The 24,627-nt window shown below is 74.0% G+C and carries 23 protein-coding genes and 1 riboswitch; of the genes, 18 read left to right on the plus strand and 5 right to left on the minus strand.

The window, feature by feature from the left end:
- The first annotated feature begins 20 nt into the window (after window positions 1–20).
- The 5 genes from D2L64_RS13695 (at window position 21) to D2L64_RS13715 (ending at window position 4,344) form a co-directional block, all read left to right on the plus strand.
- A complete protein-coding gene (locus tag D2L64_RS13695; RefSeq protein ID WP_119576129.1) occupies window positions 21–1,010 on the plus strand; it encodes an ACP S-malonyltransferase in 990 nt (329 codons plus the stop codon).
- On the plus strand, window positions 1,007–1,951 hold the full coding sequence (locus D2L64_RS13700; RefSeq protein WP_119576132.1) for a beta-ketoacyl-ACP synthase III: 945 nt from the start codon (window positions 1,007–1,009) through the stop codon (window positions 1,949–1,951). Before D2L64_RS13695 ends, D2L64_RS13700 begins: the two co-directional genes overlap by 4 nt.
- Before the next feature lie 82 nt (window positions 1,952–2,033).
- Window positions 2,034–2,273: an acyl carrier protein gene (locus D2L64_RS13705; RefSeq protein ID WP_007072348.1), complete on the plus strand. Its 240-nt coding sequence runs from the start codon at window positions 2,034–2,036 to the stop codon at window positions 2,271–2,273.
- Between the two features lie 2 nt (window positions 2,274–2,275).
- Entirely contained in the window at window positions 2,276–3,502 is a 1,227-nt protein-coding gene (gene fabF, locus D2L64_RS13710) for a beta-ketoacyl-ACP synthase II (RefSeq protein WP_119576135.1), read from the plus strand.
- 167 nt (window positions 3,503–3,669) lie between these two features.
- Window positions 3,670–4,344, plus strand: coding sequence for a lipoprotein (locus D2L64_RS13715; RefSeq protein ID WP_233558937.1), 675 nt, complete (start codon window positions 3,670–3,672; stop codon window positions 4,342–4,344).
- A gap of 7 nt (window positions 4,345–4,351) precedes the next feature.
- Here the strand turns inward: D2L64_RS13715 and D2L64_RS13720 are convergent, their stop codons facing one another.
- Complete coding sequence (locus D2L64_RS13720; protein WP_119576138.1) at window positions 4,352–6,082, minus strand: glycoside hydrolase family 3 N-terminal domain-containing protein; 1,731 nt, start codon at window positions 6,080–6,082, stop codon at window positions 4,352–4,354.
- A gap of 201 nt (window positions 6,083–6,283) precedes the next feature.
- Window positions 6,284–6,775, minus strand: a complete 492-nt coding sequence (locus tag D2L64_RS13725) for a DUF3145 domain-containing protein (protein ID WP_119576141.1) — start codon at window positions 6,773–6,775, stop codon at window positions 6,284–6,286.
- Between the two features lie 314 nt (window positions 6,776–7,089).
- Between D2L64_RS13725 and D2L64_RS13730 the strand changes: the two genes are divergently transcribed.
- Window positions 7,090–7,419: a hypothetical protein gene (locus D2L64_RS13730; RefSeq protein ID WP_119576144.1), complete on the plus strand. Its 330-nt coding sequence runs from the start codon at window positions 7,090–7,092 to the stop codon at window positions 7,417–7,419.
- 344 nt (window positions 7,420–7,763) lie between these two features.
- On the opposite strand, the gene D2L64_RS13735 is transcribed toward D2L64_RS13730, so the two are convergent.
- Window positions 7,764–8,411, minus strand: a complete 648-nt coding sequence (locus tag D2L64_RS13735; RefSeq protein WP_119576147.1) for a carbonic anhydrase — start codon at window positions 8,409–8,411, stop codon at window positions 7,764–7,766.
- A 147-nt stretch (window positions 8,412–8,558) separates the two neighbouring features.
- Here D2L64_RS13735 and D2L64_RS13740 point away from each other — a divergent pair, with 147 nt between their 5' ends.
- The 6 genes from D2L64_RS13740 to surE all read left to right on the plus strand — a co-directional run bounded on the left by D2L64_RS13740 (window position 8,559) and on the right by surE (window position 16,107).
- The gene (locus tag D2L64_RS13740; RefSeq protein ID WP_119576150.1) at window positions 8,559–9,476 is read left to right on the plus strand and encodes an alpha/beta fold hydrolase; all 918 of its coding nucleotides are present in this window, start codon (window positions 8,559–8,561) and stop codon (window positions 9,474–9,476) included.
- A 93-nt stretch (window positions 9,477–9,569) separates the two neighbouring features.
- Window positions 9,570–11,684: a HelD family protein gene (locus tag D2L64_RS13745; RefSeq protein WP_119576153.1), complete on the plus strand. Its 2,115-nt coding sequence runs from the start codon at window positions 9,570–9,572 to the stop codon at window positions 11,682–11,684.
- Window positions 11,685–11,775: 91 nt separating this feature from the next.
- Complete coding sequence (locus D2L64_RS13750; protein WP_119576155.1) at window positions 11,776–12,693, plus strand: cation diffusion facilitator family transporter; 918 nt, start codon at window positions 11,776–11,778, stop codon at window positions 12,691–12,693.
- Between the two features lie 154 nt (window positions 12,694–12,847).
- Window positions 12,848–12,981: riboswitch (cyclic di-AMP (ydaO/yuaA leader) on the plus strand.
- 5 nt (window positions 12,982–12,986) lie between these two features.
- Window positions 12,987–14,096 (plus strand): coiled-coil domain-containing protein, encoded by a 1,110-nt coding sequence (locus D2L64_RS13755; RefSeq protein WP_119576158.1) that lies wholly within the window; start codon window positions 12,987–12,989, stop codon window positions 14,094–14,096.
- 209 nt (window positions 14,097–14,305) lie between these two features.
- A complete protein-coding gene (locus D2L64_RS13760) occupies window positions 14,306–15,286 on the plus strand; it encodes a 1-phosphofructokinase family hexose kinase (RefSeq protein ID WP_199714523.1) in 981 nt (326 codons plus the stop codon).
- A complete protein-coding gene (surE, locus tag D2L64_RS13765; RefSeq protein ID WP_119576161.1) occupies window positions 15,283–16,107 on the plus strand; it encodes a 5'/3'-nucleotidase SurE in 825 nt (274 codons plus the stop codon). Before D2L64_RS13760 ends, surE begins: the two co-directional genes overlap by 4 nt.
- A gap of 4 nt (window positions 16,108–16,111) precedes the next feature.
- On the opposite strand, the gene D2L64_RS13770 is transcribed toward surE, so the two are convergent.
- Entirely contained in the window at window positions 16,112–16,477 is a 366-nt protein-coding gene (locus D2L64_RS13770; protein WP_119576164.1) for an STAS domain-containing protein, read from the minus strand.
- A gap of 344 nt (window positions 16,478–16,821) precedes the next feature.
- Between D2L64_RS13770 and D2L64_RS27275 the strand changes: the two genes are divergently transcribed.
- The 4 genes from D2L64_RS27275 to D2L64_RS13785 all read left to right on the plus strand — a co-directional run bounded on the left by D2L64_RS27275 (window position 16,822) and on the right by D2L64_RS13785 (window position 19,380).
- The gene (locus D2L64_RS27275; RefSeq protein ID WP_158603500.1) at window positions 16,822–16,965 is read left to right on the plus strand and encodes a hypothetical protein; all 144 of its coding nucleotides are present in this window, start codon (window positions 16,822–16,824) and stop codon (window positions 16,963–16,965) included.
- Window positions 16,966–17,127: 162 nt separating this feature from the next.
- Entirely contained in the window at window positions 17,128–17,532 is a 405-nt protein-coding gene (locus tag D2L64_RS13775; RefSeq protein ID WP_119576167.1) for a hypothetical protein, read from the plus strand.
- 266 nt (window positions 17,533–17,798) lie between these two features.
- Window positions 17,799–18,488: a BON domain-containing protein gene (locus tag D2L64_RS13780; protein WP_119576170.1), complete on the plus strand. Its 690-nt coding sequence runs from the start codon at window positions 17,799–17,801 to the stop codon at window positions 18,486–18,488.
- Between the two features lie 343 nt (window positions 18,489–18,831).
- Complete coding sequence (locus D2L64_RS13785) at window positions 18,832–19,380, plus strand: DsbA family protein (RefSeq protein WP_119576352.1); 549 nt, start codon at window positions 18,832–18,834, stop codon at window positions 19,378–19,380.
- Window positions 19,381–19,614: 234 nt separating this feature from the next.
- Here the strand turns inward: D2L64_RS13785 and D2L64_RS13790 are convergent, their stop codons facing one another.
- Window positions 19,615–22,683 (minus strand): helix-turn-helix transcriptional regulator, encoded by a 3,069-nt coding sequence (locus D2L64_RS13790; RefSeq protein WP_407663098.1) that lies wholly within the window; start codon window positions 22,681–22,683, stop codon window positions 19,615–19,617.
- Between the two features lie 144 nt (window positions 22,684–22,827).
- Between D2L64_RS13790 and D2L64_RS13795 the strand changes: the two genes are divergently transcribed.
- Together D2L64_RS13795 and D2L64_RS13800 are read left to right on the plus strand one after the other, a co-directional pair.
- Complete coding sequence (locus D2L64_RS13795) at window positions 22,828–23,298, plus strand: hypothetical protein (RefSeq protein ID WP_199714524.1); 471 nt, start codon at window positions 22,828–22,830, stop codon at window positions 23,296–23,298.
- Between the two features lie 64 nt (window positions 23,299–23,362).
- Window positions 23,363–24,568, plus strand: a complete 1,206-nt coding sequence (locus D2L64_RS13800) for a saccharopine dehydrogenase family protein (RefSeq protein WP_119576173.1) — start codon at window positions 23,363–23,365, stop codon at window positions 24,566–24,568.
- The last annotated feature ends 59 nt before the right edge of the window (window positions 24,569–24,627 follow it).

Here is a 24,627-nt window from a genome sequence, read left to right on the forward strand (position 1 = left end):
TATCCGGGAGAGTCATAGACGTGCTCGCCGTACTCTCCCCCGGCCAGGGTTCCCAGAAACCCGGCTTCCTGACTCCCTGGCTCGACCTGACCGGCGCCGAGGCACGGTTGCGTGAGTGGTCCGCGCTGTCCGGCGTCGACCTGGTGCACCTGGGCACCGCCGCCGACGCCGACGAGATCCGCGACACCGCCCGCACCCAGCCGCTGCTGGTCGCCGCGGCGCTGCTCGCCGCCGAGCAGCTGCCGATGCACGAGGTGGCGGTCACCGCCGGGCACAGCGTCGGTGAACTCGGCGCGGCCGCGCTGGCCGGCACCCTGTCGGCCGAGGCGGCGATCACCCTCGCCGGCGTACGCGGCCGGGAGATGGCCGCCGCCTGTGCGGTGGAGCCGACCGGCATGGCCGCCGTACTCGGCGGCGACCGGGACGAGGTGCTCGCCGTGATCAGCGGGCACGGGTTGCACGCGGCGAACCGCAACGGCAGTGGTCAGATCGTCGCCGCCGGTGCGGTCGCCGGGCTGGAGAAGCTGGTCGCCGAGCCACCGGCCCGGGCCCGGATCATCCGGCTACAGGTGGCCGGCGCGTTCCACACCCCGTACATGGCCTCGGCGGAGGCGGCACTGGCCTCGGTCGCGGCCGGGATCACCCCGAGCGACCCGACCCGGATCCTGCTGTCCAACCTCGACGGTACGGCGGTCGGCGACGGCAGGGAGGTCCTGCACCGGCTGGTCCGTCAGGTCACCGCCCCGGTCCGCTGGGATCTGTGCATGGCGACCCTGGCCGACCTCGGGGTGACCGGGGTGCTGGAGCTGCCGCCCGCCGGCACGCTCGCCGGTCTGGTCAAGCGCGAACTCAAGGGCAACGGCGCCCCCGAGATCGTCACCCTGAACACGCCGGACGACCTGCCCGCCGCCCGCGACCTGATCGCCCGGCACAGCGCGGCAACCGGTCGGGCGCCGGCCGTCACGAACGGGTCTCGGGACGAGACCGACCGTAGGGAGGGCTCGTCATGAGCGGCAGCCGGATCATCTCGCTGGGGCACTATCAGCCCTCCCGGGTGGTGACCAACGACGACATCGCGCAGTTCGTGGAGACCAGCGACGAGTGGATCCGCGACCGGGTCGGGATCGCCAGCCGGCGGATCGCCGGTGACGAGACCGTCGCCGACATGGCCGCCGCCGCCGCCGACAAGGCACTCGCCAACGCCGGGCTGACCGCCGCCGACATCGACCTGGTGGTGGTCGCCACCTGCACGTCGGTCGACCGGAGCCCGAACGTGGCCTGCCGGGTCGCCGCCAAGCTGGGCATCAACGCCCCCGGCGCGTTCGACCTCAACACCGCCTGCTCCGGCTTCGCGTACGCGCTCGGCACGGTCGACCACGCGATCCGCGCCGGTGCCTCCCGCAACGCCATCGTGATCGGCGCCGAGAAGCTCTCCGAGTTCACCGACTGGACCGACCGCTCGACCTGCATCATCTTCGGCGACGGCGCGGGCGCCGCGGTGGTCACCGCCACCGCCGAGGACGAGGCGCCGGGCATCGGCCCGGTGGTCTGGGGTTCGGTGCCCGAGCGCGGTGACGCGGTGCGGATCGAGGGTTGGCGCCCGTACGTCGCCCAGGAGGGCCAGACGGTGTTCCGGTGGGCCACCACCGCGCTGGCGCCGCTGGCCCGGCAGGCCTGCGAGCGGGCCGGGGTCGACCCCTCGGAACTGGCGGCGTTCGTGCCGCACCAGGCCAACACCCGGATCATCGACGGGATCGTCAAGCGGCTGAACATCCCACAGGCGATCGTCGCCAAGGATCTCGTCGAGTCCGGCAACACCTCCGCGGCCAGCATCCCGCTCGCCCTGTCCAAGCTGGTCGAGCGCCGCGAGGTGCCCTCGGGCGCACCGGTGCTGCTGTTCGGCTTCGGCGGCGGCCTGACCTACGCCGGTCAGGTCGTGCGCTGCCCCTGATACCCCCTCGGCGCGTCGACGCCGAGGAACGACCGGCGGCGTCGCCGCCGTCGAGAAAACCCGATGAGAGGAACCCACCGCAATGACCCGTGACGAGATCACCGCCGGCCTCGCCGAGATCCTCGAAGAGGTTGCCGGGGTGAACCCGGACGACGTGGCCGAGGGGAAGTCCTTCACCGACGACCTGGACGTCGACTCGCTCTCGATGGTGGAGGTCGTGGTCGCGGCCGAGGAGAAGTTCGGCGTCAAGATCCCGGACAACGAGGTGCAGAACCTCAAGACGGTCGGGGACGCCGTGAGCTACATCGAGGCGCAGTCCTGATCATGAGTCGCTCCGACGTCGTCGTCACCGGGCTCGGCGCGACCACCCCGCTGGGCGGGGACGTCGCGTCGACCTGGGACGCCATGCTCAACGGCCGCTCCGGGGTGAGTGCGCTCACCCAGGAGTGGGCCGAGCAGCTGCCGGTCCGCATCGCCGCCCAACTGGCGGTCGACCCGTCGACCGTGCTGGACCGGGTGAAGCTGCGCCGGCTGGACCGTTCCGAGGCGATCGCCCTGATCGCCGCCCACCAGGCCTGGGCCGACGCCGGTCTCACCGACGCCGGCCTGGACCCGGAGCGGCTGGGCGTCAGCATCGGCTCCGGCATCGGTGGGGCGGTCACCCTGCTGGCCCAGGACGACATCCTGGAGGCCTCCGGCCCCCGGCGGGTGTCCCCGCACACCGTGCCCATGCTGATGCCCAACGGCCCGGCGGCCTGGGTCGGCCTGGAACTCGGCGCGCAGGCCGGTGTGCACTCGGTGGCCAGCGCCTGCGCCACCGGCGCGGAGGCGATTGCGCTGGGGCTGGACATGATCCGGTCCGGCCGTGCCGACGTGGTGGTGGCCGGCGGCACCGAGGCGGTCATCCACCCGCTGCCGATCGCCGGGTTCGCCTCGATGCGGGCCATGTCGACCCGCAACGAGGAGCCGGAGCGGGCGTCCCGGCCGTGGGACAAGGGCCGCGACGGGTTCGTCCTCGGTGAGGGTGCCGGCATCGTGGTGCTGGAGCGCGCCGAGCACGCCGCCGCCCGGGGTGCCCGGGTGTACGCGCGGCTCGCCGGTGCCGGCATCACCTCCGACGGCTACGACATCGTGCAGCCGCACCCGGAGGGCGCCGGTGCGATCCGGGCCATCGCCAAGGCAATCGCCGACGCGGACGTGGCGAAGACCGACATCGTCCACGTCAACGCGCACGCCACCTCCACGCCGGTGGGCGACCTGGCCGAGATCAAGGCACTGCACCAGGCGCTGGGCGACCATCCGGTGCTGACCGCCACCAAGTCGATGTCCGGGCACCTGCTCGGCGCGGCCGGCGCGCTGGAGTCGATCGCGACCATCCTGGCGATCCGGGACAGCGTGCTGCCGCCGACGATCAACCTGGACGACCCGGACGACAGCCTCGACCTCGACGTGGCCGCCAACAAGGCCCGCCCGATGTCCGTTCCCGCCGCGTTGAACAACTCGTTCGGCTTCGGCGGGCACAACGTGGCTCTCGTCTTCACCCGCCCCTGAGGCTACGGGCGGTTCCGCCGGCCCCCGTCGACGCCGCCGCGCGTCGACGGGGGCCGCACCCGTTCCGCCGGCCGGCACCCAGCGCCGTCGGCCTCCGGCCGGCGGGAACGGACGGGGCAGCGGCTGACTTGACGGCGGGTCACCACACCGCTTTGATGATCACCTCGATGGATCGACGACGGGGAGTGGACATCGTGCGACGAGGCATGATCGCGGCGGCGGTGCTGGTGGCCGGGGTGCTCACCGGTTGCGGTGCCGACGGGTCGAGTGGCGATGCGGAGCCGACCGCCGGCACCGCGACGGGGAGCCCGTGGCACGACGAGGTCGCCGCCGCCACCGGCAGCGGCCCGGTCGGCGCCGGTACGCCCTGCCCGCTGCCGGTGACCTTCCAGTTGGCCGACGGGTGGCGCGCCGCCCCGGTGGAGATTCCCGACGACGCCGACGACCCTGAACTGGCCGCGGCCCTGGCCGAGGCGCTGATCCGGCGCGGTGGCGCCACCGTGCGCTGCGAGGTGGACGGCCGGTCGGTCACCCCCGGCTTCCTGCGGGTGTACACCACCGAGGGCGCGCCCCGGCCCGCGCTGGAGGCGTTCGTCGACGCCGGTCGCCAGGTGACCGAGCCGCAGTACCGGCAGCGCCGCAGCGGTGACCTCGACGTGCTGGAGGCGAGCTGGCTGAGCCACCGGGAGTTGCTCGACGAGAACATGCGGGAGTGGGCGTTGGCCGTCCAGGTGGGCGGTCAGACCGTGCTGATCGGGGCGAGCAGCACCAGTTTCGGCGACCCGGTCGAGGTGCTGCCCGCCTACCGGCTGGCCCGCGAGACCCTGGCCGCCACCTCCTGAGCCGGGGTCAGTCGGCGCAGGTGGTGGCGGGCAGCCCGGAGACCTTGACCGGGGAACGGCCGCGGGGAACGGCCCGGCCCGCCAGTACGTCGGCCAGCGCCGACATCGCCGCCCGGCTCGACGAGTAGGTCGCCAGCAGGGTCGGTGACGCCGCCCGGGCCAGCACGTACGGGGTGTCCATGGCAACCGTGACGGCCGCGTCGGCGCGCAGGTCACCGTTGCCGTCGCCGTAGCCGACCAGATGGACGATCGTGCCGCCGCTGGGTACCACCCGTACCCCGGCCTTGGTCAGCGCCTCGGTCAGCGCCGCCCGGGTGTGTGCCCGTCCGTCGGAGGAGGTGACGGTCACCGGTCCGCGCACCCCGCCGGAGTCGCACCGGCCGCGCAGTACGGTGACGGCGGCGGCGGCCAACGCCTGGGCCGCCTCGCGGTGCGCCGGGGTGTTCAGCGTCGACAGCTCCGGTGCGGCATTGCCGGCCAGGGTGAACTTCATCGTCAGTACCCGGGTGACCGCGTCGGTCAGGCGGGCGCGGGGCAACGAGCCGTCGCGCAGCGCGGCCAGCAGCCCGTCGTACGCCTGGCCGACGTTCGGTGGCATGAGGATCAGGTCGTTGCCGGCCTTCAGGGCGCGTACCGCGGCCTCCCCCGGCCCCCAGCGGCGGGCCGGCGGCATGTTCATCCCGTCGGTGATCACCACGCCCTCGAAGCCGAGCTGGCCGCGCAGCACCTCGGTGAGCAGCTTGTACGAGAAGGTCGCCGGTACACCGGGGTCGACCGCGCGGACGTCGAGGTGGGCGGACATCACCGCCAGCGCACCGGCCTCGATGCCGGCGGTGAACGGCGGCCACGCCTCGGCGGCGAGCTTCTGGCGAGACTGGCCGAGCACCGGCAGGTCCTCGTGTGAGTCGTCGGCGCTGTGCCCGTGCCCCGGGAAGTGCTTGACGGTGGCCGCCACGCCGGACGCCTGCAGCCCGCGTACGGCGCCGCCGACCTGCTCCGCCGCGCGCTGCGGGTGCGCACCGAAGGAGCGGGATCCGATCACCGTGCTGTGGGTGACCAGCACGTCGGCGACCGGCGCGAAGTCGAGGTTGATCCCCATCGCGGCCAGTTCGGTGCCGGCGACCCGCCAGGCGGCCTCGGTCAGCGCGGGGTCACCGGCGGCACCGGCGGCGAGCGCGCTGGGCAGCATGGTCACCCCCTCGGTGACCCGGGTGACCACCCCGTACTCCTGGTCGGTGCCGATCAGGAAGGGTGCCGGACCCGCCGCCAGCCGGCCGGCGGCCGCCCGCAGCCCGGTGGTGAGGTCCCGGACCTGCTTCGGGTTGTCGACGTTGGTGGTGGGCTGGTTGCCCCCGGTGGGGTCGTCCGCGCTGAAGCCGACCAGGATCAGTCCGCCGAGCCGGTACTTCTCGATCATCTCGGCGGGGGTGTCCACCCCGCCGAGGGCACGGTTGCCGGCCGCCGAGCCGGCCGAGACCTCGGTGGCCCGGTCGCCGTACGCGTAGGGCATCAGCACCTGGCCGACCAGATCCTCGTCGGCGAGTTCGGCGACCAGGGCGGCAGCCCGGGTGGCCGGGTCGTCCGGCGGGACGCTCGACGACGGGGTCGGGTCGGCGGGGGTCGACGGGGGTGTCGCTTCCGGCCGTTGGCCGGCACCGGAGCAGCCCGCGGCGAACAGCATGGTCAGGGCGACGAGCACGGCGGCGACGCGCCGAGGGGTAGTCGACACGCCGCCCATCCCACCAGCTCATCGCGTATCGGGGCAACTCGGCCGTGCGGCGTGCGGCGACGGACCGTTCGTCACCGCACGGCGGCGCCAGGTCGCGGACGCGCGGCGGCGCGGAGCCCTGGACGCGCAGCGGCGCCGGGTCGCGGACGCACGGCATCGCGCGCCGACCGGCTGCCCGTACCGGTGACGCTCAGGCCCGACAGGACCGGCTCAGCCGACCCGGGTGAGCAGCGTCACCGGTGCGCCGTCACCGGCGTAGCGGTACGGCTCCAGTTCGGCGTCCCACGCACTGCCGAGCGCCTTGTCGAGGGCGTGCGCGAGCGCCTCGGGCCCCCGCGCGGCGGCCATGATGCCGCGCAACCGGTCCTCGCCGAGCTGGATGTCCCCGGCGGCACCGACGGTGGCCCGGAACAGTCCCCGGCCCGGGACGTACATGAAGCGCTCGCCGTCGGCACCCGGACTGGGTTCCTCGGTGACCTCGAAACGGATCATGGGCCACTGCCGGAGGGCAGCAGCCAGCTCGGCGCCCGTCCCCGGGCGACCGGTCCACCCGCACTCGGCCCGGCGGGCGCCGGGATCGACGGGTTGAGCCGTCCACTGCAGGTTGACCGGCGCGGCAAGGACGCGCGCGATCGCCCACTCGACGTGTGAGCACACGGCGAGCGGGGTCGAGTGGACGTATACGACGCCACGCGTTGGCACGGTGACCTCCCGGAGAGCGAGGTGCGTCTTCCCCTACGACCTCGCCCGGGCTCCGGGCTGCGTTGCTGCAACACATGATGACTGGTGTGACGGATGGTGCGCCAGGGAATCGGAGAATCCGCTGCCCGGAATACCCGGACAGGTGACTGCGGTTCCACCTCGTGACGCCGCGATGACCAGCCGGGATCGTGGGTCGTGTACAGTTCCATCGGCGGCCTGTGCCGCGTAAGCCTCTCGCGGGAGCATCCATCGGGTGTCTCTCCGCACAGCCCCCGGACGTTTCGTCCTCCGTACGTCTTGCAAGGAGTACCTCCGTGGCGAGCAACACCTCTAAGACCGCGCGCGCGTCAGTCCGGGCCGGCCAGGCTGGCCAGGGTGGCGCCCTCAGCGTGCTGGGCGAGTTCAAGTACCTGATCCCGCTCAACGGCGGCAAGCACGCCTACGTGCGGAACCTGACCAACGGCAAGACCGCGCACCTGCGTACCGACTCCGAGGCCTTCGTCGAGGAGATCCGGGTGCTGGCCGCCGCCGGGCACGCCGCCAAGATCCGGGCGGAGATCAACAGCCTGAACGCCACCCACCCGGGCGACGGCTGGGACGCCACCGAGAAGCGCCTGGTCGAGGCCGGCATCTTCGAGGGCTGACCCCCAGAACACCATCACGAACGCCCCGCCGGGCCTCCCCGGCGGGGCGTTCGCCATCTCCAGCCCTCAAACGCACACCCCCGCCCGCACCCCGCCCCGGCCCCGCACCCCGCCCGCGCCCCGGCCCCGCCCGCGCCCCGCCCCGGCCCCGGCCCCGCCCGCACCCGCCCGCGCCCCGCGATCTTGCAGTTGTGGTCGGGGCAAGTGCTGACATAAGCCGCATATCAGCGACCAAAGGTGCAAGATCGGTGGGCGCAGGGCAGGGCGCAGGGTGCTGGGCGGGCGGGACAGGCGGGAGCGCGGGTGCGGGGAGCGGGAGCGGGAGCGGGAGAGCGGGGCGGGGGTCAGGGTGGGTCGAGGAGGGTGACCTCGCCGGTGGCCAGGTCGTAGAGAGCGCCGGTGACGGCGACCCGGCCGGCGTGCAGCGGTTCGGCCAGCAGCGGGTCGGCGCGCAGGGTGTGCACGGTACGGCTGACATGGCGGCGGATCGCCAGGGGTTGCACCTGCGGGTCGTCCAGCCCGACGTCGGTCACCGCGGGCGTGATCCGGTCGACGAGGTGGGCCAGGGCGCCGGACGGCCGGTGGCCGGCGCGCAGCGCCTCGACCGTGGCCTGCACCGCCCCGCACCGCTCGTGCCCGAGCACCATCACCAGCGGTACGCCCAGCACGTCGACCACGTACTCGATCGAGCCGAGCACCGCCCGGTCCAGCACGTGCCCCCCGGTGCGGATGACGCAGATCGAACCGAAGGTCTGGTCGAAGATCGCCTCCAGCGGCACCCGCGAGTCGATGCAGCCCAGCAGGACGGCGTACGGCTGCTGGTCGCCGGAGGCGCTCGCGGCCGCCGCGGTCACGTCGTGCCCGTGCACCGGTTGCCCGCTGACGAACCGCCGGTTGCCGGCGAGCAGCTCGGCCAGCGCGGCGCGTGGGCTGCCACCGCGCGGTCGCCCCGACGGCACCGACCCGGTGGACGCCGTCCGCGACACTGCCATGCCACCAGCTTGACCGGGCCGCCGCGAACGCGGAGGCGGTTGCGAATCTTCTCAGCACCCCGGTTCGCGTGATGTCATGACGGATAGCCGGTGTTACCACCGGGTATCTCCGGCGTTACGCATCCGCGCGGCGGTGGGGAGGTGGCGATGCCAGAGCCGGTCGAGGTACGGCTACCCGACGACGTACGCCTGCACGTGGAGACCGACGGGCCGGCCGACGCCGAGGTCACCGCGGTGCTGCTGCACGGCTGGACGCTGGACGGACGCAGCTGGCACCGGCAGCTGACCGCCCTGCGGCAGGCGCACCGCGCGGTGCGGGTGGTCACCTACGATGCACGAGGACACGGCCGCTCCAGCTGCATGGACCTACCCACGGCCACCCTGGCCCAACTCGGTGACGACCTGGCGGCGGTACTCGACGCGGTCGCGCCGACCGGCCGGGTGGTGCTGGTCGGGCACTCGATGGGCGGCATGACGATCATGGAGTACGCGCACCGCCATCCCGAGCACTTCGCCCGCCGGGTCGCCGGGCTGGTCTTCGTCTCCACCACCGCCGAGGGGCACACCCACACCGTCTACGGCCTGTCACCCCGGATCGCCCGGATCATCCGGCTGGCCGAGACCACCGGGGCCGGGGTGCTGGCCCGCTGCGGCGCCTGGCGCCCACCCCAGGCCCTGCTACGGGCGCTGCGGCCCAGCATCCGTTGGATGCTCTTCGGCGAACGCTGCGACCCGGTCGACATCCGTCTGGTCACCTCGGCGGTGGCGCGCGCCACGCTGCGTTCGATCGGCGGGTTCCGGGCCTCGATCGGCACCCAGCACCGGCTGGCGACCCTCACCGCGCTGGCCCACCTGCCGGCGGCGGCCCTGGTCGGCGACCGGGACCGGCTCACCCCGCCACCGTGCGCCGAGTCGATCGCCGCCGCGCTGCCGGCCACCGAGCTGACCGTCTGTCCGGGCGCCGGGCACATGCTGATGATGGAGCGCCCCGACGAGGTCAACGCCGCCCTCTCCGGCGTACTGCGCCGGGTCCTCGACGCCGTACCGGCACCCGGTCGGCGATAAGGATCCCTCCTGCCAGGTGCCCCTGGGGGCGACTGCCGCCCGGGGCGTAATCTCGTGCGGTTGGCCGGGCGGCGTCACGAGGAGAAGCGAACGGTGGACCAGAGCACCCTGGATCAGGAGATCGCCGTCGAACAACGGCATCTCGACCGGGTGTACGCGCGACTGGCCGAACTCCGGCAGTCGGCGGTCCGCGCGGAACGGGACGGCTACCGGCTGGCCCGGGTCGGCAACTTCGGCGCGTTGGTCGAGCGCGACGCGATGGTCTTCCACGCCGCCCAGCGCCGCCACCTGCTCGACGCCGAGTACGAGGGGCTGGTCTTCGGCCGGCTCGACCTGCGCGACGGGCAGGTACTGCACGTCGGGCGGCTCGGCATCCGCGACGAGGACGCCAGCACGCTGGTGGTGGACTGGCGGGCCCCCGCCGCCGCCGCGTTCTACCAGGCCACGCCCGCCGAGCCGCGGGGTGTGGTGCGGCGCCGGACGATCCAGTCCAGCAGGGAGCGGGTCACCCGGATCGAGGACGACCTGCTCGACCCCGAGGCGGCACCGCCGGAGATGCCGGTGGTCGGCGACGGCGCCCTGCTGGCCACGCTGTCGCGTACCACCGGTCGGGGCATGCGCGACATCGTCGCCACCATCCAACGGGAGCAGGACGAGGCGATCCGCTCCCCCGGCTCCGGGGTGACCATCGTCTCCGGCGGCCCGGGCACCGGCAAGACCGCGGTGGCGCTGCACCGTGCCGCGTACCTGCTCTATGCCGACCGCAGCCGCTACGCCGGTGGCGGCATCCTGGTCGTCGGCCCGTCCACGGTGTTCGTGGAGTACATCGCCTCGGTGCTGCCGTCGCTCGGTGAGAACACCGCGACCCTGCACTCGCTGGGTAGCCTCTTCCCCGGCCTGACCGCGACCCGCACCGACCCGCCGGAGGTGGCGGCGGTGAAGGGCTCGCTGCGGATGCGCCGGGTGCTGGAGCGGGCGGTCCGCGACGCGGTCCCGGACTCCCCCGCCGAACTGCGCCTGCTCTACCGGGGGCAGTTGCTGCGGCTGACGCGGGGCGAACTCGACACCATCCGGGATCGGGCCTTGCCCCGGGGTGCCCGCCGCAACGAGGTCCGCCGGGCCGGCTTCGACGGCGTACTGGCCGCACTCTGGGCCCAGGCTCGGCGGCTCGGCATCGGCGGGCTGCCCGAGCAGCGTGCCTTCGAGGACGAGCTGGTCGACCGCACGGACTTCCGGGACTTCCTGAAGGCCTGGTGGCCGCGGCTGCATCCGCGGCACGTGCTCGGTTGGTTCGCCGATCCGCAGCGGCTGGGCCGGTACGCCGCCGGTGTCCTCTCCGGCGCCGAGACCCGGCTGCTCGGTGCGGCGTTCCGGCAGTCGGCGGATGCCGGGCCCACGGTGGCCGACGTCGCGCTGTTGGACGAGTTGGACGCGCTGCTCGGCAAGCCGATGCGCCCGGCCCGCCCGAAGCGCGACCCGTTCCAGCTGGCCGGCGGGGTTCGTGAGCTGAGCACCTTCGCCGACCGGCAGCGGGCGGCCCGGCAGGCGGCCCGGGAACGCCCCGAGGACTACCGCGACTACGCCCACGTGGTGGTCGACGAGTCGCAGGACGTGTCGCCGATGCAGTGGCGGATGATCGGCCGGCGTGGCCGGCTGGCCTCCTGGACGGTGGTCGGTGACCCGGCCCAGACCGCGTGGACCGGCGATCCACAGGAGTTGACCCGGGCCCGGGACCAGGCACTGGGCCGGCGACGGCGGCACCGGTTCACGCTGACCACCAACTACCGCAACTCGGCGGAGATCTTCGCGGTGGCGGCCGCCGAGATCCGGCGGGTGTATCCGGATCTCGCGCTGCCCACCGCGGTACGCAGCACCGGCGTCGACCCGGTCCGGCTACGGGTGCCGGCGGCCGAGCTGGCGGCGAGCGTGGTGGCCGCCGCGACGACGCTGCTCGGCGAGGTCGAGGGCACCGTCGGCGTGATCACGCCGGTGCCGCGCCGGGACGAGGTCGCGGACTGGCTGGCCGGGCTCGGCGGGGACCGGCTCCAGGTGGTGACGAGCCTGGAGGCCAAGGGCATGGAGTACGACGGGGTGGTGCTGGTCGCGCCGGGTGAGATCCGGGCGGATCCGGGTTCCGGCGTACGGACGCTCTACGTCGCGTTGTCCCGGGCCACCCAGCGACTGACCACGGTCGACCTGACCACCTGAGCGGGGGGCGAGGGGAACCGCCGAAGGTTCCACACATAGCGATGTTGGCATAGGTCTGACCGTGGCCCGGTCCACGGCGGAAGGTGGCTGCGTGGACGCGGGCCATGACCACCACCAGACCGCGGTGTCGAACGCCGCGCACCGCCACTCCGGTCGGCTGTGGGCGGCGTTCGTACTGCTCAGCGTCCTGATGCTGGTCGAGGCCGGCACCGCCCTGCGGACCGGGTCGCTGGCCCTGCTCTCCGACGCCGGGCACATGTTCACCGACGTGCTGGGCATCGGGATGGCCCTGGCGGCCATCACCGCCACCCGGAAGGCCGGCACCGACCCGCAGCGCACCTTCGGGCTCTACCGCCTGGAGGTGCTCGCCGCGCTGGCCAACGCGGTACTGCTCTCCGGCGTCGCGGTCTACGTGCTGGTCGAGGCGGTACGCCGGTTCGGCGATCCGCCCGAGGTGCTCGCCGGACCGGTGCTGGTGGTGGCGACGCTCGGCCTGCTCGCCAACGTGGTCGCGTTCGCGCTGCTGCGACCCGGCGCGCGGGAGAGCATCAACCTGCGCGGGGCGTACCTGGAGGTGCTGGCGGACCTGCTCGGCTCGTTGGGCGTGATCGCCGCCGCGGCGTTGATCGCGCTGACCGGCTGGTGGTGGGCCGACCCGCTGGTGGCGGTCGCGATCGGCACGTTCATCCTGCCCCGCACCTGGCGCCTCGGCCGGGCCGCGCTCCGCATCCTCGTCCAGGCGGCTCCGGAACACCTCCAGGTCACCGCGGTGCACGACCGGCTGGCCGCGGTGCCCGGTGTGGCCGAGGTCCACGACCTGCACGTCTGGACGCTCACCTCCGGCATGGAGGTGGCCTCGGCCCACCTGAGCATGACACCCGGCGCCGACGCCGGCGACGTACTGACGGCGGCCCGCACGGCACTGCGGGAGGACTTCCACATCGAACACGCCACCCTGCAGATCGAACCGGGGGCGGAGCCTGGCGCCTGTGGGGCGGTCGAGTGGTAATGAGGCCATTCTTTACAGTTTGCCCAGCATTATGCACGTTTGTCTGATCTGCTAGTGGCCAGGCGAACACCATGAGTCACACCAGCTGCACGGGCCACAACGGCACCGGTAGGCTCGGATCCGGCCTCCGCCAGGCGGCACCCACCGGTGCCGGCGGCGGCCGCCGCCTAATCGCCCGCCAGGGCGAACCGGGGAACCAGGTTCCTGGGGTGCATCCGCGTACGCGCGGTAGGGATCTTCCGTCCCGAACCCGTCAGCTAACCCGGTCGGCGGCTGACGGAAGGACATGTTGCATGCCAGCAGTGGCAACCGTGAGACCGGCCGCCCGAATGGCGGCCCTGATCGCCGCGACACTCACCCTCAGCCTGAGTGCCGCGCTCGCCCCCTTCGGCCCCGCCAGCGCCGCAGCGCCGCAGCGGCTGCCCGCCGCCGCTCCCGGTGACGTCGGCGACGAAGGTGGCACGCCGGCGCTGCGCGCCCAGTTGGAGGCCGCCAGCAAGGGCTACCTCGACGCCAAGACCGCGCTGGACCGTTCGGTCAAGCGGCAGAAGCAACTGGCCGAGCAGCTCACCACCACCGAGGGTCAACTCGTCGAGCGGGGCACCAAGGTCGGCGAGATCGCCGCACAGGCGTACCGCACGGGACGGCTCGGCGCCGCGTCGGCGCTGCTCAACAGCGGCTCGCCCGCCGGCTTCATGGACCGGGCGGCGGCGCTGGACGTGGTGGCGGCCAACGAGGAACGGGCGCTGGGTGAACTCCGGGCCACCCGGGACGAGGTCGCCAAGACCAAGCAGGCGCTGGACGCCGAGGTCCAGGAGCAGCGCAAGCAGGTGGCCGTGATGGCCAAGCGCAAGGACCAGGCCGAACGGGCACTGACCGTGGCCAACGAGCGGGAGGAGGCGGCCGAGCGGGCCAGGGCCGCCGAACGGGCCGCCCGGGCACCCTCGCGCAGCGGCGGCGGTTCCAGCCCCACGGCCAAGGCCGCGCCGCGCAACTCGGACGGTTCGTGGCCGGCGGAGTCGTGCAGCGTCAACGACCCCACCCCGGCCAACGGCTGCATCACCCCGCGTACGCTGCACGCCCTGAACCAGGCCAAGGCGGCAGGCTTCACCCGGTACGTGTCCTGCTACCGCTCGGGTGGCTCGGGTGAGCACCCGAAGGGTCGGGCCTGCGACTTCGCGGCACAGAAGAACGGCTTCGGCGGCGTCGCCACCGGCGGCGACCGGACGTACGGCAACAACCTGGCGGCCTACTACGTCAACAACGCCGACCGGCTCGCCGTGCTCTACGTGATCTGGTACAAGCAGATCTGGCTGCCCAGCAGCGGCTGGCGGGCGTACAGCGGCGGTCGCGGCGACCCCTCCAGCGACCACACCAACCACGTTCACCTCTCGGTCTACTGACCCTCCTCCACTGATCCTGGTCCGGGAGCGCCCGTCGGCGGGCACTCCCGGACCAGGATTCGTTTCGGCGCCCCCGCTGTCGACGCGCGCGGATGCGCGACCTTGGTTACGGTCGACAGGGAAGCGGACATATCGTCGCGAGGGGGAGGAACGAGCATGAGCCTGCTACCCAGCACCGGGCTCGACACCGGTACGCGCGGGTGTCCCCGATGACCGGGCACGTCATGGTCTTCGCGCCCACGCCGCTGCTGACCGTCACGGTGGATCAGCCGAGCGAGACGCCGGAACTGCACCTGCACCCCGGCGGGCAGGGCGTCTGGCAGGCCCGGATGGTGCTGTCGCTCGGTGTCGACGTGGTGCTCTGCGCCGCGCTCGGCGGCGAGATCGGACAGGTACTGGAGCCGCTGCTGGTGAGCGAGGGAGTCGACCTCAAGGTGGTGACCCGGGACTCCGGCGGCAGCGGCGCGTACGTGCACGACCGCCGCGAGGGCACTCGGCAGGAGGTCGTCGACGTAGCCGGCCAGCCACTGAGCCGGCACGAGCTGGACGAGCTGTACAACCTGGCGCTCGGCGAAGGGCTCCGCGCCTCGGTCAGCGTGCTCAGTGGCCCGAACGACCCGTCGCTGGTCCCGGCCGACCTGTACCGGCGGTTCGCCGCCGACCTCGGCGCCAACGGCAGCCGCGTGGTGGTGGACCTCTGCGGCGAGCACCTGACGGCGGTCCTGGACAGTGGTGTCTTCTTCCTCAAGGTCAGCCACGAGGAACTGATCGCGGACGGCCGGGCGGCCGACGACAGCGAGGAGGAGCTGACCCGCGCCATCTACGACCTGCACGCCGCCGGTGCGACGAACGTGGTGGTGAGTCGGGCCGAACAGCCGGCCCTGGCGCTGGTCGACGGCGAGGTGTTCGAGGTCCGGATGCCGCGGCTGGAGGCGGCCGATCCACGGGGGGCGGGCGATTCGATGACCGCCGGGGTCGCCGCCGTGGTGGCCCGGGGTGGCGACGTACGCACGGCGATCCGCACCGGCGCGGCGGCCGGGGCGTTGAACGTCACCCGGCACGGTCTGGGCACCGGGCGACTCGACTCCATCGCGGGGCTGGTGGACCGGGTCCACCTGGAGCCGGCCGGCAACCGCCCCCAGCAACGCACCACCCCGGACGAGCTGGCCCAGCGGGCGGCCGGGCGATGACGCTACGGGTATTGATCACCAACGACGACGGCATCGCGGCCCCCGGCATCCAGGCGCTGGCCCGTGCCGCCGTCGACCGGGGGCTGGACGTGGTGGTGGCGGCGCCGCTGGAGGAGGCCAGCGGCACCAGCGCCGCGATGAGTGCGATGGAGCAGGACGGGCGGGTGGTGGTCGAGGAACACCCGCTGCCGGAGCTGGACGGAGTGCCGGCGTACGGCGTCGGCGGCTCCCCCGGCTTCATCGCGCTGATCGCCGTACACGGCGCGTTCGGCCCGCCGCCGACGGTACTGCTGTCCGGGATCAACCGGGGCGCCAACGCCGGGCGTGCGGTGCTGCACTCGGGCACCGTCGGGGCCGCGTTCACCGCCGCCGCCAACGGCTGCCGGGCGATGGCCGTGTCGCTGGATGTGCTCTCCGTCGGCGAGGCGACCGCCGCCAGCGGTGGCGCCGCGGTGGCGGCGGCGGCCCGGGTACGCGACGCCGACCGGCACTGGGCGACCGCCGCCCGGGTCGCCCTGGACCTGCTGCCCCGACTGACCGCCGGCCCGGTGGAGAGCGTGCTCAACGTCAACGCGCCGGACCTGCCGTTCGAGCAGCTGCGTGGCGTGCGGCGCGGCAGCCTGGCCACGTTCGGCCAGGTGCAGATGACCGTCGCCGAATCCGGACACGGTTTCGTGCGTACCTCGTTGGCGGAACCGGGTCAGGCGGTCCAGCCCGGCACCGACCTGGCGCTGCTCGCCGACGGTTACGCGTCGGCGACCGCGATCCGGGCCGTCACCGAGGCGGCCGACCTCGACCTGTCCGGGCTCGACGCCGGCTGACCGGTCAGGCCCCCGGGAGGACTTCCGGTGTCGCGGCGGCACCGGCGTAGTAGGGCTCGGGAGCGCCGAAGAGGCCGAGCAGGCCGGTCACCCAGAGCTGCCGGTGCACGAACCGGCTGGGTTCGGTGACGACCAACTTCACGCCGCTGACCTCAGCGGTCTGGAAGCCGGCGACCATCGCGCTGATGCCGACCGAGTCGATGAAGGTGACCAGCCGCATGTTGAGTTCGATCCGGGCCGGCCGCCCCTTGGCCAGCACCTCGGCGATGGCCTCTTTCACCTCGTACGCGGTGTCGACGTCGATCTCGCCCCGCGGGGCGATCTCGATGGCACCACCGGGTCGAACCGTTTGCAGGATCGACAGGCTCACGCGAGCACCTCCACTCGCCCGTACGACGGGCGCCTCATCAGTACGCGGGCCGCGACCGAGCGTATTCCTCCGACGGCCTCGGTCGCCACCCCTCGGGATGAGCAATTCGCGGACAGGGGCCCGCCAAGCCGCCCATATCCGGACTTTTTATTCCTATCACTCGTCGACTCGGCCGCCAGGCCGCGCCGACGAGCCAGCGTAGCGGGCCGACGCCACCCCGCGCGCCAGCCGGCGGCGTCGGCGCGCCGACCTGCCGCCCCGACCCCGCCGGTGGCCAGCGGATCCAGCTGGACAGGTGTGCCTAGCATCACGGGAACGACCGGTACCACGAGAGGGGCCAACCCATGCTCCGCAGACTTGCCGCCCTGGCTGGCGTCAGTGCCCTGCTCGCCCTCACACTGGCCTGCGGATTCGGCGGCGGGGACGAGGACGACGACGATGACGACGACTTCACCCGGGGAACCGCCGCCGTCCTGCTGACCCACTGAACCCACCCGCCGTCCTGCTGACCCGCTGAACCCATCGCTCTCCCGCCCGGCCCTGGCGCACCGCCGCCGCACCCCGATGGTTTGCGGCGGCACCAGGCGGGGCACTGCCCCGATGGCGAACCCCCGCCGCACGCCGGGCAAGCCGCCGAGGAGGGAACCACCATGTTCGGAAGCAACCTGCTGGAGCGCCGCAGCAAGCCGGAGCGGATCGCGGACCAGGCATGGCAACAGCTCGTATCCGCCGTCAACACCGCCGGCGACAACATCCGGGACACCGCCCGCTCGGCCCGGCACACCTCCACCGGTCTGGCCGGCGACGCCGGTGAGCTGGTGGGGTCGGCCGCCGACGAGGCCCGCCACCGGGCCAGCCGGGCATTCGACGCGCTGGCCGGGCGGCGCCCCGCGCTGCCCTGGACCCTGCTGATCGGCGCGGCCCTGGTCGGTGCCGCGATCGGCTGGGCCGCCGGCACCGCCGCACGGGCCGCCGGCAGCCGCGACCGGGCCGTCGACGACATCGAGTTCGTCGACGTGCAACGCCCCGACTCCCCCGCGGAGAGCGACCGCTGACCACGACTCCACCGTGACCGGCCGGCCCGGCACATGACCTCTTGCGCCACGGGTCCGCCCGACCCGACCAAGGTCGGGCACCCTGCGCGAGGACCGCACGGCCTTCGACCTCACCGCCGAAGTCGGCGTGCCCGGGCGTGTGACCGGGCCCGTGGCGCTCTGGCGACGAAGCCCGCTCGCCCGATCCGGATGAGGCGGATTCACCCCCACCACCAGCAGGCTTGCGCCCGGCAGAGGTGAATCCGGAGGCGAGGAGGGAGCGGCCGATGGCCAGCATCTCGACGATCAACCATAGCGACCAGGAGATCCGGTCGGCGGTACTCGACGAACTGGACTGGGAACCTCGGGTACAGCCACACGAGATCGGGGTGACCGTCGCCGAGGGTGTGGTGACGCTGACCGGCCGGGTGGACAGTTACGCCAAGAAGTGGGCGGCGGAACGCGCCGCGCACCGGGTCACCCAGGTCCGCGCGGTGGCGAACGACCTCGCCGTACGGATGGTAACCGGCGCGGAGCGCACCGACCCGGAACTCGCCGCAGCGGTCGAGCACGCGCTGGAATGGCATGCCTTCGTACCCGTCGAGGAACTCGACGTGACGGTCTCCCAGGGCTGGGTCACCCTGCACGGCGAGGTCGAGTGGGAGTACCAGCGCCGGGCGGCCGAGGAGTCGGTGAACCGGCTCAGCGGCGTACGCGGGCTCAGCAACGGCATCACCGTCCGCCCGGCCGTCCACCCGGACGGTCACGACCTGGCCCGACGCATCGTCGACGCGCTGGCCCGCAACCGGGCGACCGACGCCGAGCAGGTCACGGTCCGCGTACACGGTGACACGGTGCTGCTGGGCGGCCTGGTGCACTCGATGCCCGAACGTGCCGAGGTGGAGCGGGTCGTCTGGTCCGCACCCGGCATCCGCGAGGTACAGAACCACATCGCGGTGGCGCCGGTGCTGCGCTGACAGTCGCGGTCACCGGCCCGCCGTCAACGGCGTTGCAAGCCAGGCGGCGGCGCGGGACGCCGGGCGGCGGCGCGGGACGCCGGGCGGCGGCCGTCCGGGTCGACGTCCGCGCGGGGCGACGAGGCGGGGCGCAGGGCGGCGGCGCAGGGCCGCAGCGCAGGGGCAGGGGCGCGGGGCGCCGGGCGGCGGCGCAGGGGCAGCGGCGCGGGGCCGCAGCGCAGGGGCAGCGGCGCGGGGCGGCAGCGTAGGGGCGCGGGGCGGCGGCCTTGCCGCAGGGACCACCCGGCCCGGGTGAGCCGGGGTCACCCGGGCGGGCAGCAGGCTGGCAGGTATGACCGAAAGGCTGACCACGCCACTGCAGGTCACTGCGCGGCTCCGCACACCCGTCACGGAACGCGACCACATCCGGGGCCCGGTGGACGCGCCGGTGACGCTCGTCGAGTACGGCGACTTCCAGTGCCCGTTCTGCGCGCTGGCCCACGCCAATCTGTGCGAGTTGCTCCGGCAGCGGGCCGACACGGTCCGGCTGGTGTACCGGCACTTCCCGATCGCGAACATGCATCCGTACGCGGAGGCCGCCGCCGAGGCCGCGGAGGCCGCCGGGCGGCGGGGCCGGTTCTGGGAGATGCACGACTGGCTCTACGACCACCAGGAGCAACTGGATCCGGTGCACCTGACCCTCGGCATCGAGCAGCTCGGACTGCCCGCCGAGGAGGTGGGCGAGGAGATCGGGCGGCACGCGGGCGGCGACCGGATCCGGCAGGACTTCGTCGGCGCCATCCGCAGCGGCGTCGACGCCACCCCGACCCTCTTCGTCAACGGCATCCGCCACGACGGTCCTTTCGACCTACCCACCCTCCTCACCACCACCGACACCGCCGCCACCCCCTAACCACCCACCCACCCACCCACCCCGCCCCACCCCGCCTGCCTCGCGCGTTGATCATGAGGTTGACGGCGGTTCTCGATCTTCAATCCGCCGTCAACCTCATGATCAACGCGCGAGGCCGCGAGGTGGATGGGGTGGGTGGGGCGCGCGAGGCGCGCGAGGCGCGCGAGGTGGGTGGGTGGGTGGGGTGGGTGGGGTGGGTGGGGTGGGTGGGGTGGGTGGGGTGGGTGGGGTGGGTCAGATGAGGTGGAGTTCGCGGGCTCGGCGGACGGCGTCGCGGCGGCGGGTGGTGTCGAGCTTGCGGTAGATGTTGCGTACGTGCGTCTTCACGGTGTTCACCGAGACAGACAGCTCGGCGGCGATCTCGACGTTGGACAGGATGCTCTGCAGGTACCGCAGGATGGTCAACTCGCGCTCGGTCAACGGCTCGTCCAGCGGTACCACCGTCGCGCCGGCCGGGGCCGACTCGGCGGGTACGTCCACCGCGCGGACCAGGTCGCTGACCGTCGGCCAGTGGGCGGTCCCCGCGTCGAGGTGGGCGGTGAGCAGATCCCGCAGGCCAGGTTCGGCTCGGGTGAACGGCCGTCGGTAGCCGTCCGTCGCGGCGAGGTCGAGCGCCTGCTCCAGGGTGCGTCCGGCGCGGCGCTCGTCGCCGCCGCGGGCCGCGAGCACCGCGTCGAGCAGCACGGCGTCGAGGCGTACCGGTAGCGGCCAGTCGGCCGCCGACGTGGCCGTCGGGTCCGGTAGAAGGCGCGCGGCGGCGCCCAGGTCGCCGGCCCGCAGTTCGACCCGTGCCGCCGCGACGGCCAGCACCGCCGCCGACGCCGACGCCTCCGACGCCCCGGCCGCACCAGGCAAACCCGGCACCGCAAACGACCCCCCGGCACCGGGCAACCCCGGCGCCACATAAGACTCCCCCGCACCGGGCAACCCCGGCGCCACATAAGACTCCCCCGCACCGGGCAACCCCGGCGCCACATAAGACTCCCCCGCACCGGGCAACGCCCCGACGACAGACACCACTCTGGCAGCAGGGCGATCCGGCGGGCCGACGGGTGGCTGCGGCGGGCCGGTGGCGGCCAGCTTGCGGGCGGTGGGCAGGTCACCACGGGCACTGTGTAGGTCCACGTCGGCGGCGAGCAGCCAGACCGCCAGTTCGCCGGTGCGCCCCGACCAGTTCTCGCGGGCGGGCACCAGCAGCCGATGGCCGGCGGCGACGTCACCCTCGTCGGCGTGCAGGTACGCCTGGCACCAGGCCATCAGCGCGGCGCCCGGCGGTTCGGCGGCGGCCGGGGCAGCCAGCGCCAGGTTCGCCGCGGCCTCCGCCGGCTGGTCCCGGTGCAGCGCCACCAACCCCAGCGCAAGATAGGCGTACGCGCAGTCCAGCGGCGCCGACCAGCCCTGGCAGGGGGGTAGCGCCAGCGCTTCCCGGGCCGTCTGCTCGGCCGCCCGCAGCTCGCCGTGGAAGGCGGCGAGCAGCGCCCACCGGCTGGCGCAGACGAGTTCGGTACGGGGCCGTCCAGCAGCCCGGGCCGCCGACAGTGCCGCCCCGAACCCGGCCAGCGCGCCGGTGAGGTCACCGTCGTCGAACGCCAGCAGGGCCAGCGCGACCCCGGCGGCCGCCCGTACGTCGTCGGCACCGCTCACGTCCGCCCGCGGCGCACCGGCGGCGTTGGTGGTCTCGACGGCGGAGACACCGTCCAGCCCGGGTCCGGTGGGCGGCAGCCGAGTACCGTCAGCGACGCCGGGTCCGGGTCCGGTGGGCGGCAGCCGGGTACCGTCGGCGCCCGGCCCGGCCCCGGTGGCGAGCAGCCGGGCGGCGGCGGCGCGTACCGTCGCCGGGTCGCCGGCCAGCCGGGCCAGGGTGAGTTCGACCGCGGCGGCCAGCCGGCCGAACCGCGACCGGCGTGGTTCGGGCAGCGCCCGGGCGTGCTCCAGGGCCAGTCGCAGCTGGCCGCCGGCCGCGTCGGCGTCGCCGTCGAGGGCCCGGTCGGCGGCGCCGGCCAGCGCGAGTTCCGGATCCCGCGCCACCGCCTCCGGTGGGGGCGAGGCGGGCGGCGGACCGCTGCGGCGGCCGCGGTCGTACGGCACGAGTTCCGGCCATCGGGTCACGAACAGTTCGGCCGCGCTCCCCCAGTCACCGGTGGCGAGGGAGTGCCGCAGCGCGTCGGCGGGGCGACCGTTACCGGCGTACCAGTCGGCCGCGCGCAGGTGCAGGTCACGCAGCTCGTCGGCGGGCAGCCGGCTCAGCTCGCGCTGCAACAGGTCGGCCAGCAGCGGGTGGCACCGGTACCAGGCCGGGCGGCCACCGTCGTGGTGGAGCAGACCGGTCTCCTCCGCCAGGCCACTCAACCGCCGGTCGGCGGCGGGGTCGCCGGTCAGGGCGGCGGCGAGTCCGGCGCAGATGGTGTCCGCGATCGCGGCCCGACGCAGCAGCTCGCGGTCCGGCGGCGCCAGCCCGGCGAGGATCTCCTCCCGCAGGTAGCCGGCGACCTCCGGCTGGTCCGCGCCGAGCTGGTCGATCCAGCGCTCCGGATCCGGCTGCTGGTGCAGGGCGAGCGCGGTGATCCGCAGGGCAGCCGCCCAGCCCTCGGTGCGCTCCCGCAGCCGTCGTACCGCGGCGACCGGCAGCACCACCCCATGGGCGGTGAGCAGGTCGGCGATCTCGTCGCCGGTGAAGGCCAGCTCGCTCGGGCCGATCTCGACCAGTTCGCCGGCCAACCGCAGCCGCTGCACCGCCAGGGGTGGTGCGGTCCGGCCGGCCACCACCAGGCGAAGCCGCTGCTCGGTGTGGCGCAGCAGGAACTCCAGCCCGGCCAGGGCGGCCGGGTCGGTGATCCGATGCAGGTCGTCCAGGACCAGCACCGCCGGCTGTTCCCGGGCGGCCAGGGCGGCGGCGAGCAGCTCGAGTTCGTCGGGCCGCGGCGCCCGGTCCGGTACCGGTGTCGCCGCCGGGTCGGCGATCGACCGCAGCGCCGCCGCGAGGTACGCCCACAGCCGGTCCGCGTCGTCACCCACCTCGACGGAGATCCACGCCGGGGCGTGCGAGTCGCGCTCGGCGACCGCGTTCCGCCACGAGGCGAGCAGTGTCGTCTTTCCCCACCCGGCCGGCGCGCGAAGCAGCGTGATCGGGTGGGTGACCGCGTCGTCCAGCAGCCGGGCCAGCCGGGGCCGCAGGACCACCGGCTCGGGCAGCGCGGCCGGTGCCAGCCGCGACGCCAGCAGGGGCGGGCCCGCCGGCGTACCGGCCGTCAAGGTCGTACCGGCCATCGAGGTGGCTCGGGCATCGCTGCGGTCATCCGGCATCCGGCCCACCCCCACGGACGCGTTTTCCTCCCCGGTCCTGCGGTCGGCGGTTACCCCGCCCGAAGCGGTTCACCCCTGGTGGGGGAGCCCGGTTCACCCGGACCGGGGTGAGGGTGGAGGTCGCGCCGAGTGCGGGAGGTGCCGGTGGGACGGGTGGGAACGGCGTTCGCGGTGGCCGGAGTCCTCGGCGTGGCGACCCTGCGGGCGGCGCGGAGCGCCGTCTCCCGCTGGTGGGCGAGGCACCGGGTCACCGACGGGCGACCCGACCCGACCGGGCGACCCGAGCGGCGCCGGGCGGACCGCCCCGCCCGGGGCCGGTGGGAGGTGGTCACGATCCACCGTCCGCCCGAGGATGTGCTGGCCGGAGGTGACTGGCCGGAGCCGTTGCGCCGGCTCGACGACGCCGTCCAGGTCGAGCTGCGCGAACTGCCCGGTCGGGCCACCGAACTGGCCGCCCGGCCGCAATCCGGTCCGGTACCACCCGGCCTGGCCGCGCACCTGGTCGCCGACGACCCGGTGCTCGCCGTACGCCATGCGTTGTGGCAGGTCAAGCAGCTCGTCGAGACCGGCCGGGCGCCGCCGGCCGACAGTTCGACCGGCAACCACGCGGACTGAGCGGCGGACCGACCGCGACGTCGCCGACCAGCGCACCCCCCGGGCGGACTGGCATCATCGCGGGATGGCTGCGGATCGGGCGTACGACATCATGTTGTTCGGGGCGACCGGCTTCACCGGCGGGCTCACCGCGCGGTACCTCGCCCGGCACGCGCCGCCCGGGCTGCGCTGGGCGATCGCCGGCCGCAACCCCGACAAGCTGGCCGACGTACGCGGACAACTGGCCGCGGTCGATCCGGCGCTGGCCGACCTGCCGCTGCTCACCGCCGACGCCGCCGACCCGGCGGCGCTGCGCGCGGTGGCCGCCACCGCCCGGGTGGTGGCCAGCACGGTGGGCCCCTTCATCCGGTACGGGGAGCCGTTGGTGGCCGCCTGCGCCGCCGCCGGCACCGACTACCTGGACATCACCGGTGAGCCGGAGTTCGTCGACCTGATGTACCTCCGCCACCACGCCGAGGCGGTACGCACCGGCGCCCGGCTGGTGCACACCTGCGGCTTCGACTCGATCCCGCACGACCTGGGCGTCTGGTTCACGCTCAAGCAGTTGCCCCCCGGAGTGCCGATCGCGGTGGACGGGTACGTACGGGCGGGTGGACGGGTCTCCGCCGGCACCTACCACTCGGCGTTGACCGCCTTCTCGCGTACGGCGCAGACGGCGCGGGCCGCCCGCGAACGCCGGGCGGTCGAGCCGCGCCCGGCGGACCGCCGGGTCAGCGCCGTGCCCGGCAGGCTGGCCCGGTCGCGCGACCTGCCCGGCTGGGCGGTGCCGCTGCCGACCATCGATCCACTTGTGGTACGCCGCTCGGCGGCGGCCCGCCCCGAGTACGGACCGGACTTCCGCTACCGGCACTTCGCGGCGGTGCGGCGGCTCGCCACGGTGCTGGCCGCCGGTGCCGGTCTGGGCGCCCTCGCCGGCCTGGTGAAGCTGCCACCCACCCGGCGTTGGCTGCTCGGCCGGCTCGCCGCCGGGCAGGGGCCGAGCGCGCAGCAGCGGGCCGAGTCTTGGTTCCGGGTCCGGTTCGTCGGCTCCGGGGGCGGACGCCGGGTGGTCACCGAGGTGTCCGGTGGCGATCCCGGCTACGACGAGACCGCCAAGATGCTCGCCGAGTCGGCCCTCTGCCTGGCCCTGGACGACCTGCCCGCCACCTCGGGCCAGGTCACCCCGGTCACCGCGATGGGCGACGCGCTGCTGCACCGGCTCACCGCCGCGGGCCTCACCTTCCGGGTGCTCGACGACGGCGTCACCGCCACCGCCACCGGAGACAGCTGACCGCGTCGGCACACGGGCGCGGCTTGACCCTCGACCAGGTGGAGGGGGCAGGATCTGCG

This window comes from Micromonospora radicis (genome assembly GCF_003583405.1).
In the GTDB taxonomy this organism is placed as follows: Bacteria; Actinomycetota; Actinomycetes; order Mycobacteriales; family Micromonosporaceae; genus Micromonospora; species Micromonospora radicis.

Coding starts and splice junctions, on each gene's coding strand:
- D2L64_RS13700 (WP_119576132.1), top strand. CDS start 1,007: ATGAGCGGCAGCCGGATCATCTCGCTGGGGCACTATCAGCCCTCCCGG.
- D2L64_RS13705 (WP_007072348.1), top strand. CDS start 2,034: ATGACCCGTGACGAGATCACCGCCGGCCTCGCCGAGATCCTCGAAGAG.
- fabF (WP_119576135.1), top strand. CDS start 2,276: ATGAGTCGCTCCGACGTCGTCGTCACCGGGCTCGGCGCGACCACCCCG.
- D2L64_RS13715 (WP_233558937.1), top strand. CDS start 3,670: ATGGATCGACGACGGGGAGTGGACATCGTGCGACGAGGCATGATCGCG.
- D2L64_RS13720 (WP_119576138.1), bottom strand. CDS start 6,082: ATGGGCGGCGTGTCGACTACCCCTCGGCGCGTCGCCGCCGTGCTCGTC.
- D2L64_RS13735 (WP_119576147.1), bottom strand. CDS start 8,411: ATGGCAGTGTCGCGGACGGCGTCCACCGGGTCGGTGCCGTCGGGGCGA.
- D2L64_RS13740 (WP_119576150.1), top strand. CDS start 8,559: ATGCCAGAGCCGGTCGAGGTACGGCTACCCGACGACGTACGCCTGCAC.
- D2L64_RS13755 (WP_119576158.1), top strand. CDS start 12,987: ATGCCAGCAGTGGCAACCGTGAGACCGGCCGCCCGAATGGCGGCCCTG.
- D2L64_RS13760 (WP_199714523.1), top strand. CDS start 14,306: ATGACCGGGCACGTCATGGTCTTCGCGCCCACGCCGCTGCTGACCGTC.
- surE (WP_119576161.1), top strand. CDS start 15,283: ATGACGCTACGGGTATTGATCACCAACGACGACGGCATCGCGGCCCCC.
- D2L64_RS27275 (WP_158603500.1), top strand. CDS start 16,822: ATGCTCCGCAGACTTGCCGCCCTGGCTGGCGTCAGTGCCCTGCTCGCC.
- D2L64_RS13775 (WP_119576167.1), top strand. CDS start 17,128: ATGTTCGGAAGCAACCTGCTGGAGCGCCGCAGCAAGCCGGAGCGGATC.
- D2L64_RS13780 (WP_119576170.1), top strand. CDS start 17,799: ATGGCCAGCATCTCGACGATCAACCATAGCGACCAGGAGATCCGGTCG.
- D2L64_RS13790 (WP_407663098.1), bottom strand. CDS start 22,683: ATGCCGGATGACCGCAGCGATGCCCGAGCCACCTCGATGGCCGGTACG.
- D2L64_RS13800 (WP_119576173.1), top strand. CDS start 23,363: ATGGCTGCGGATCGGGCGTACGACATCATGTTGTTCGGGGCGACCGGC.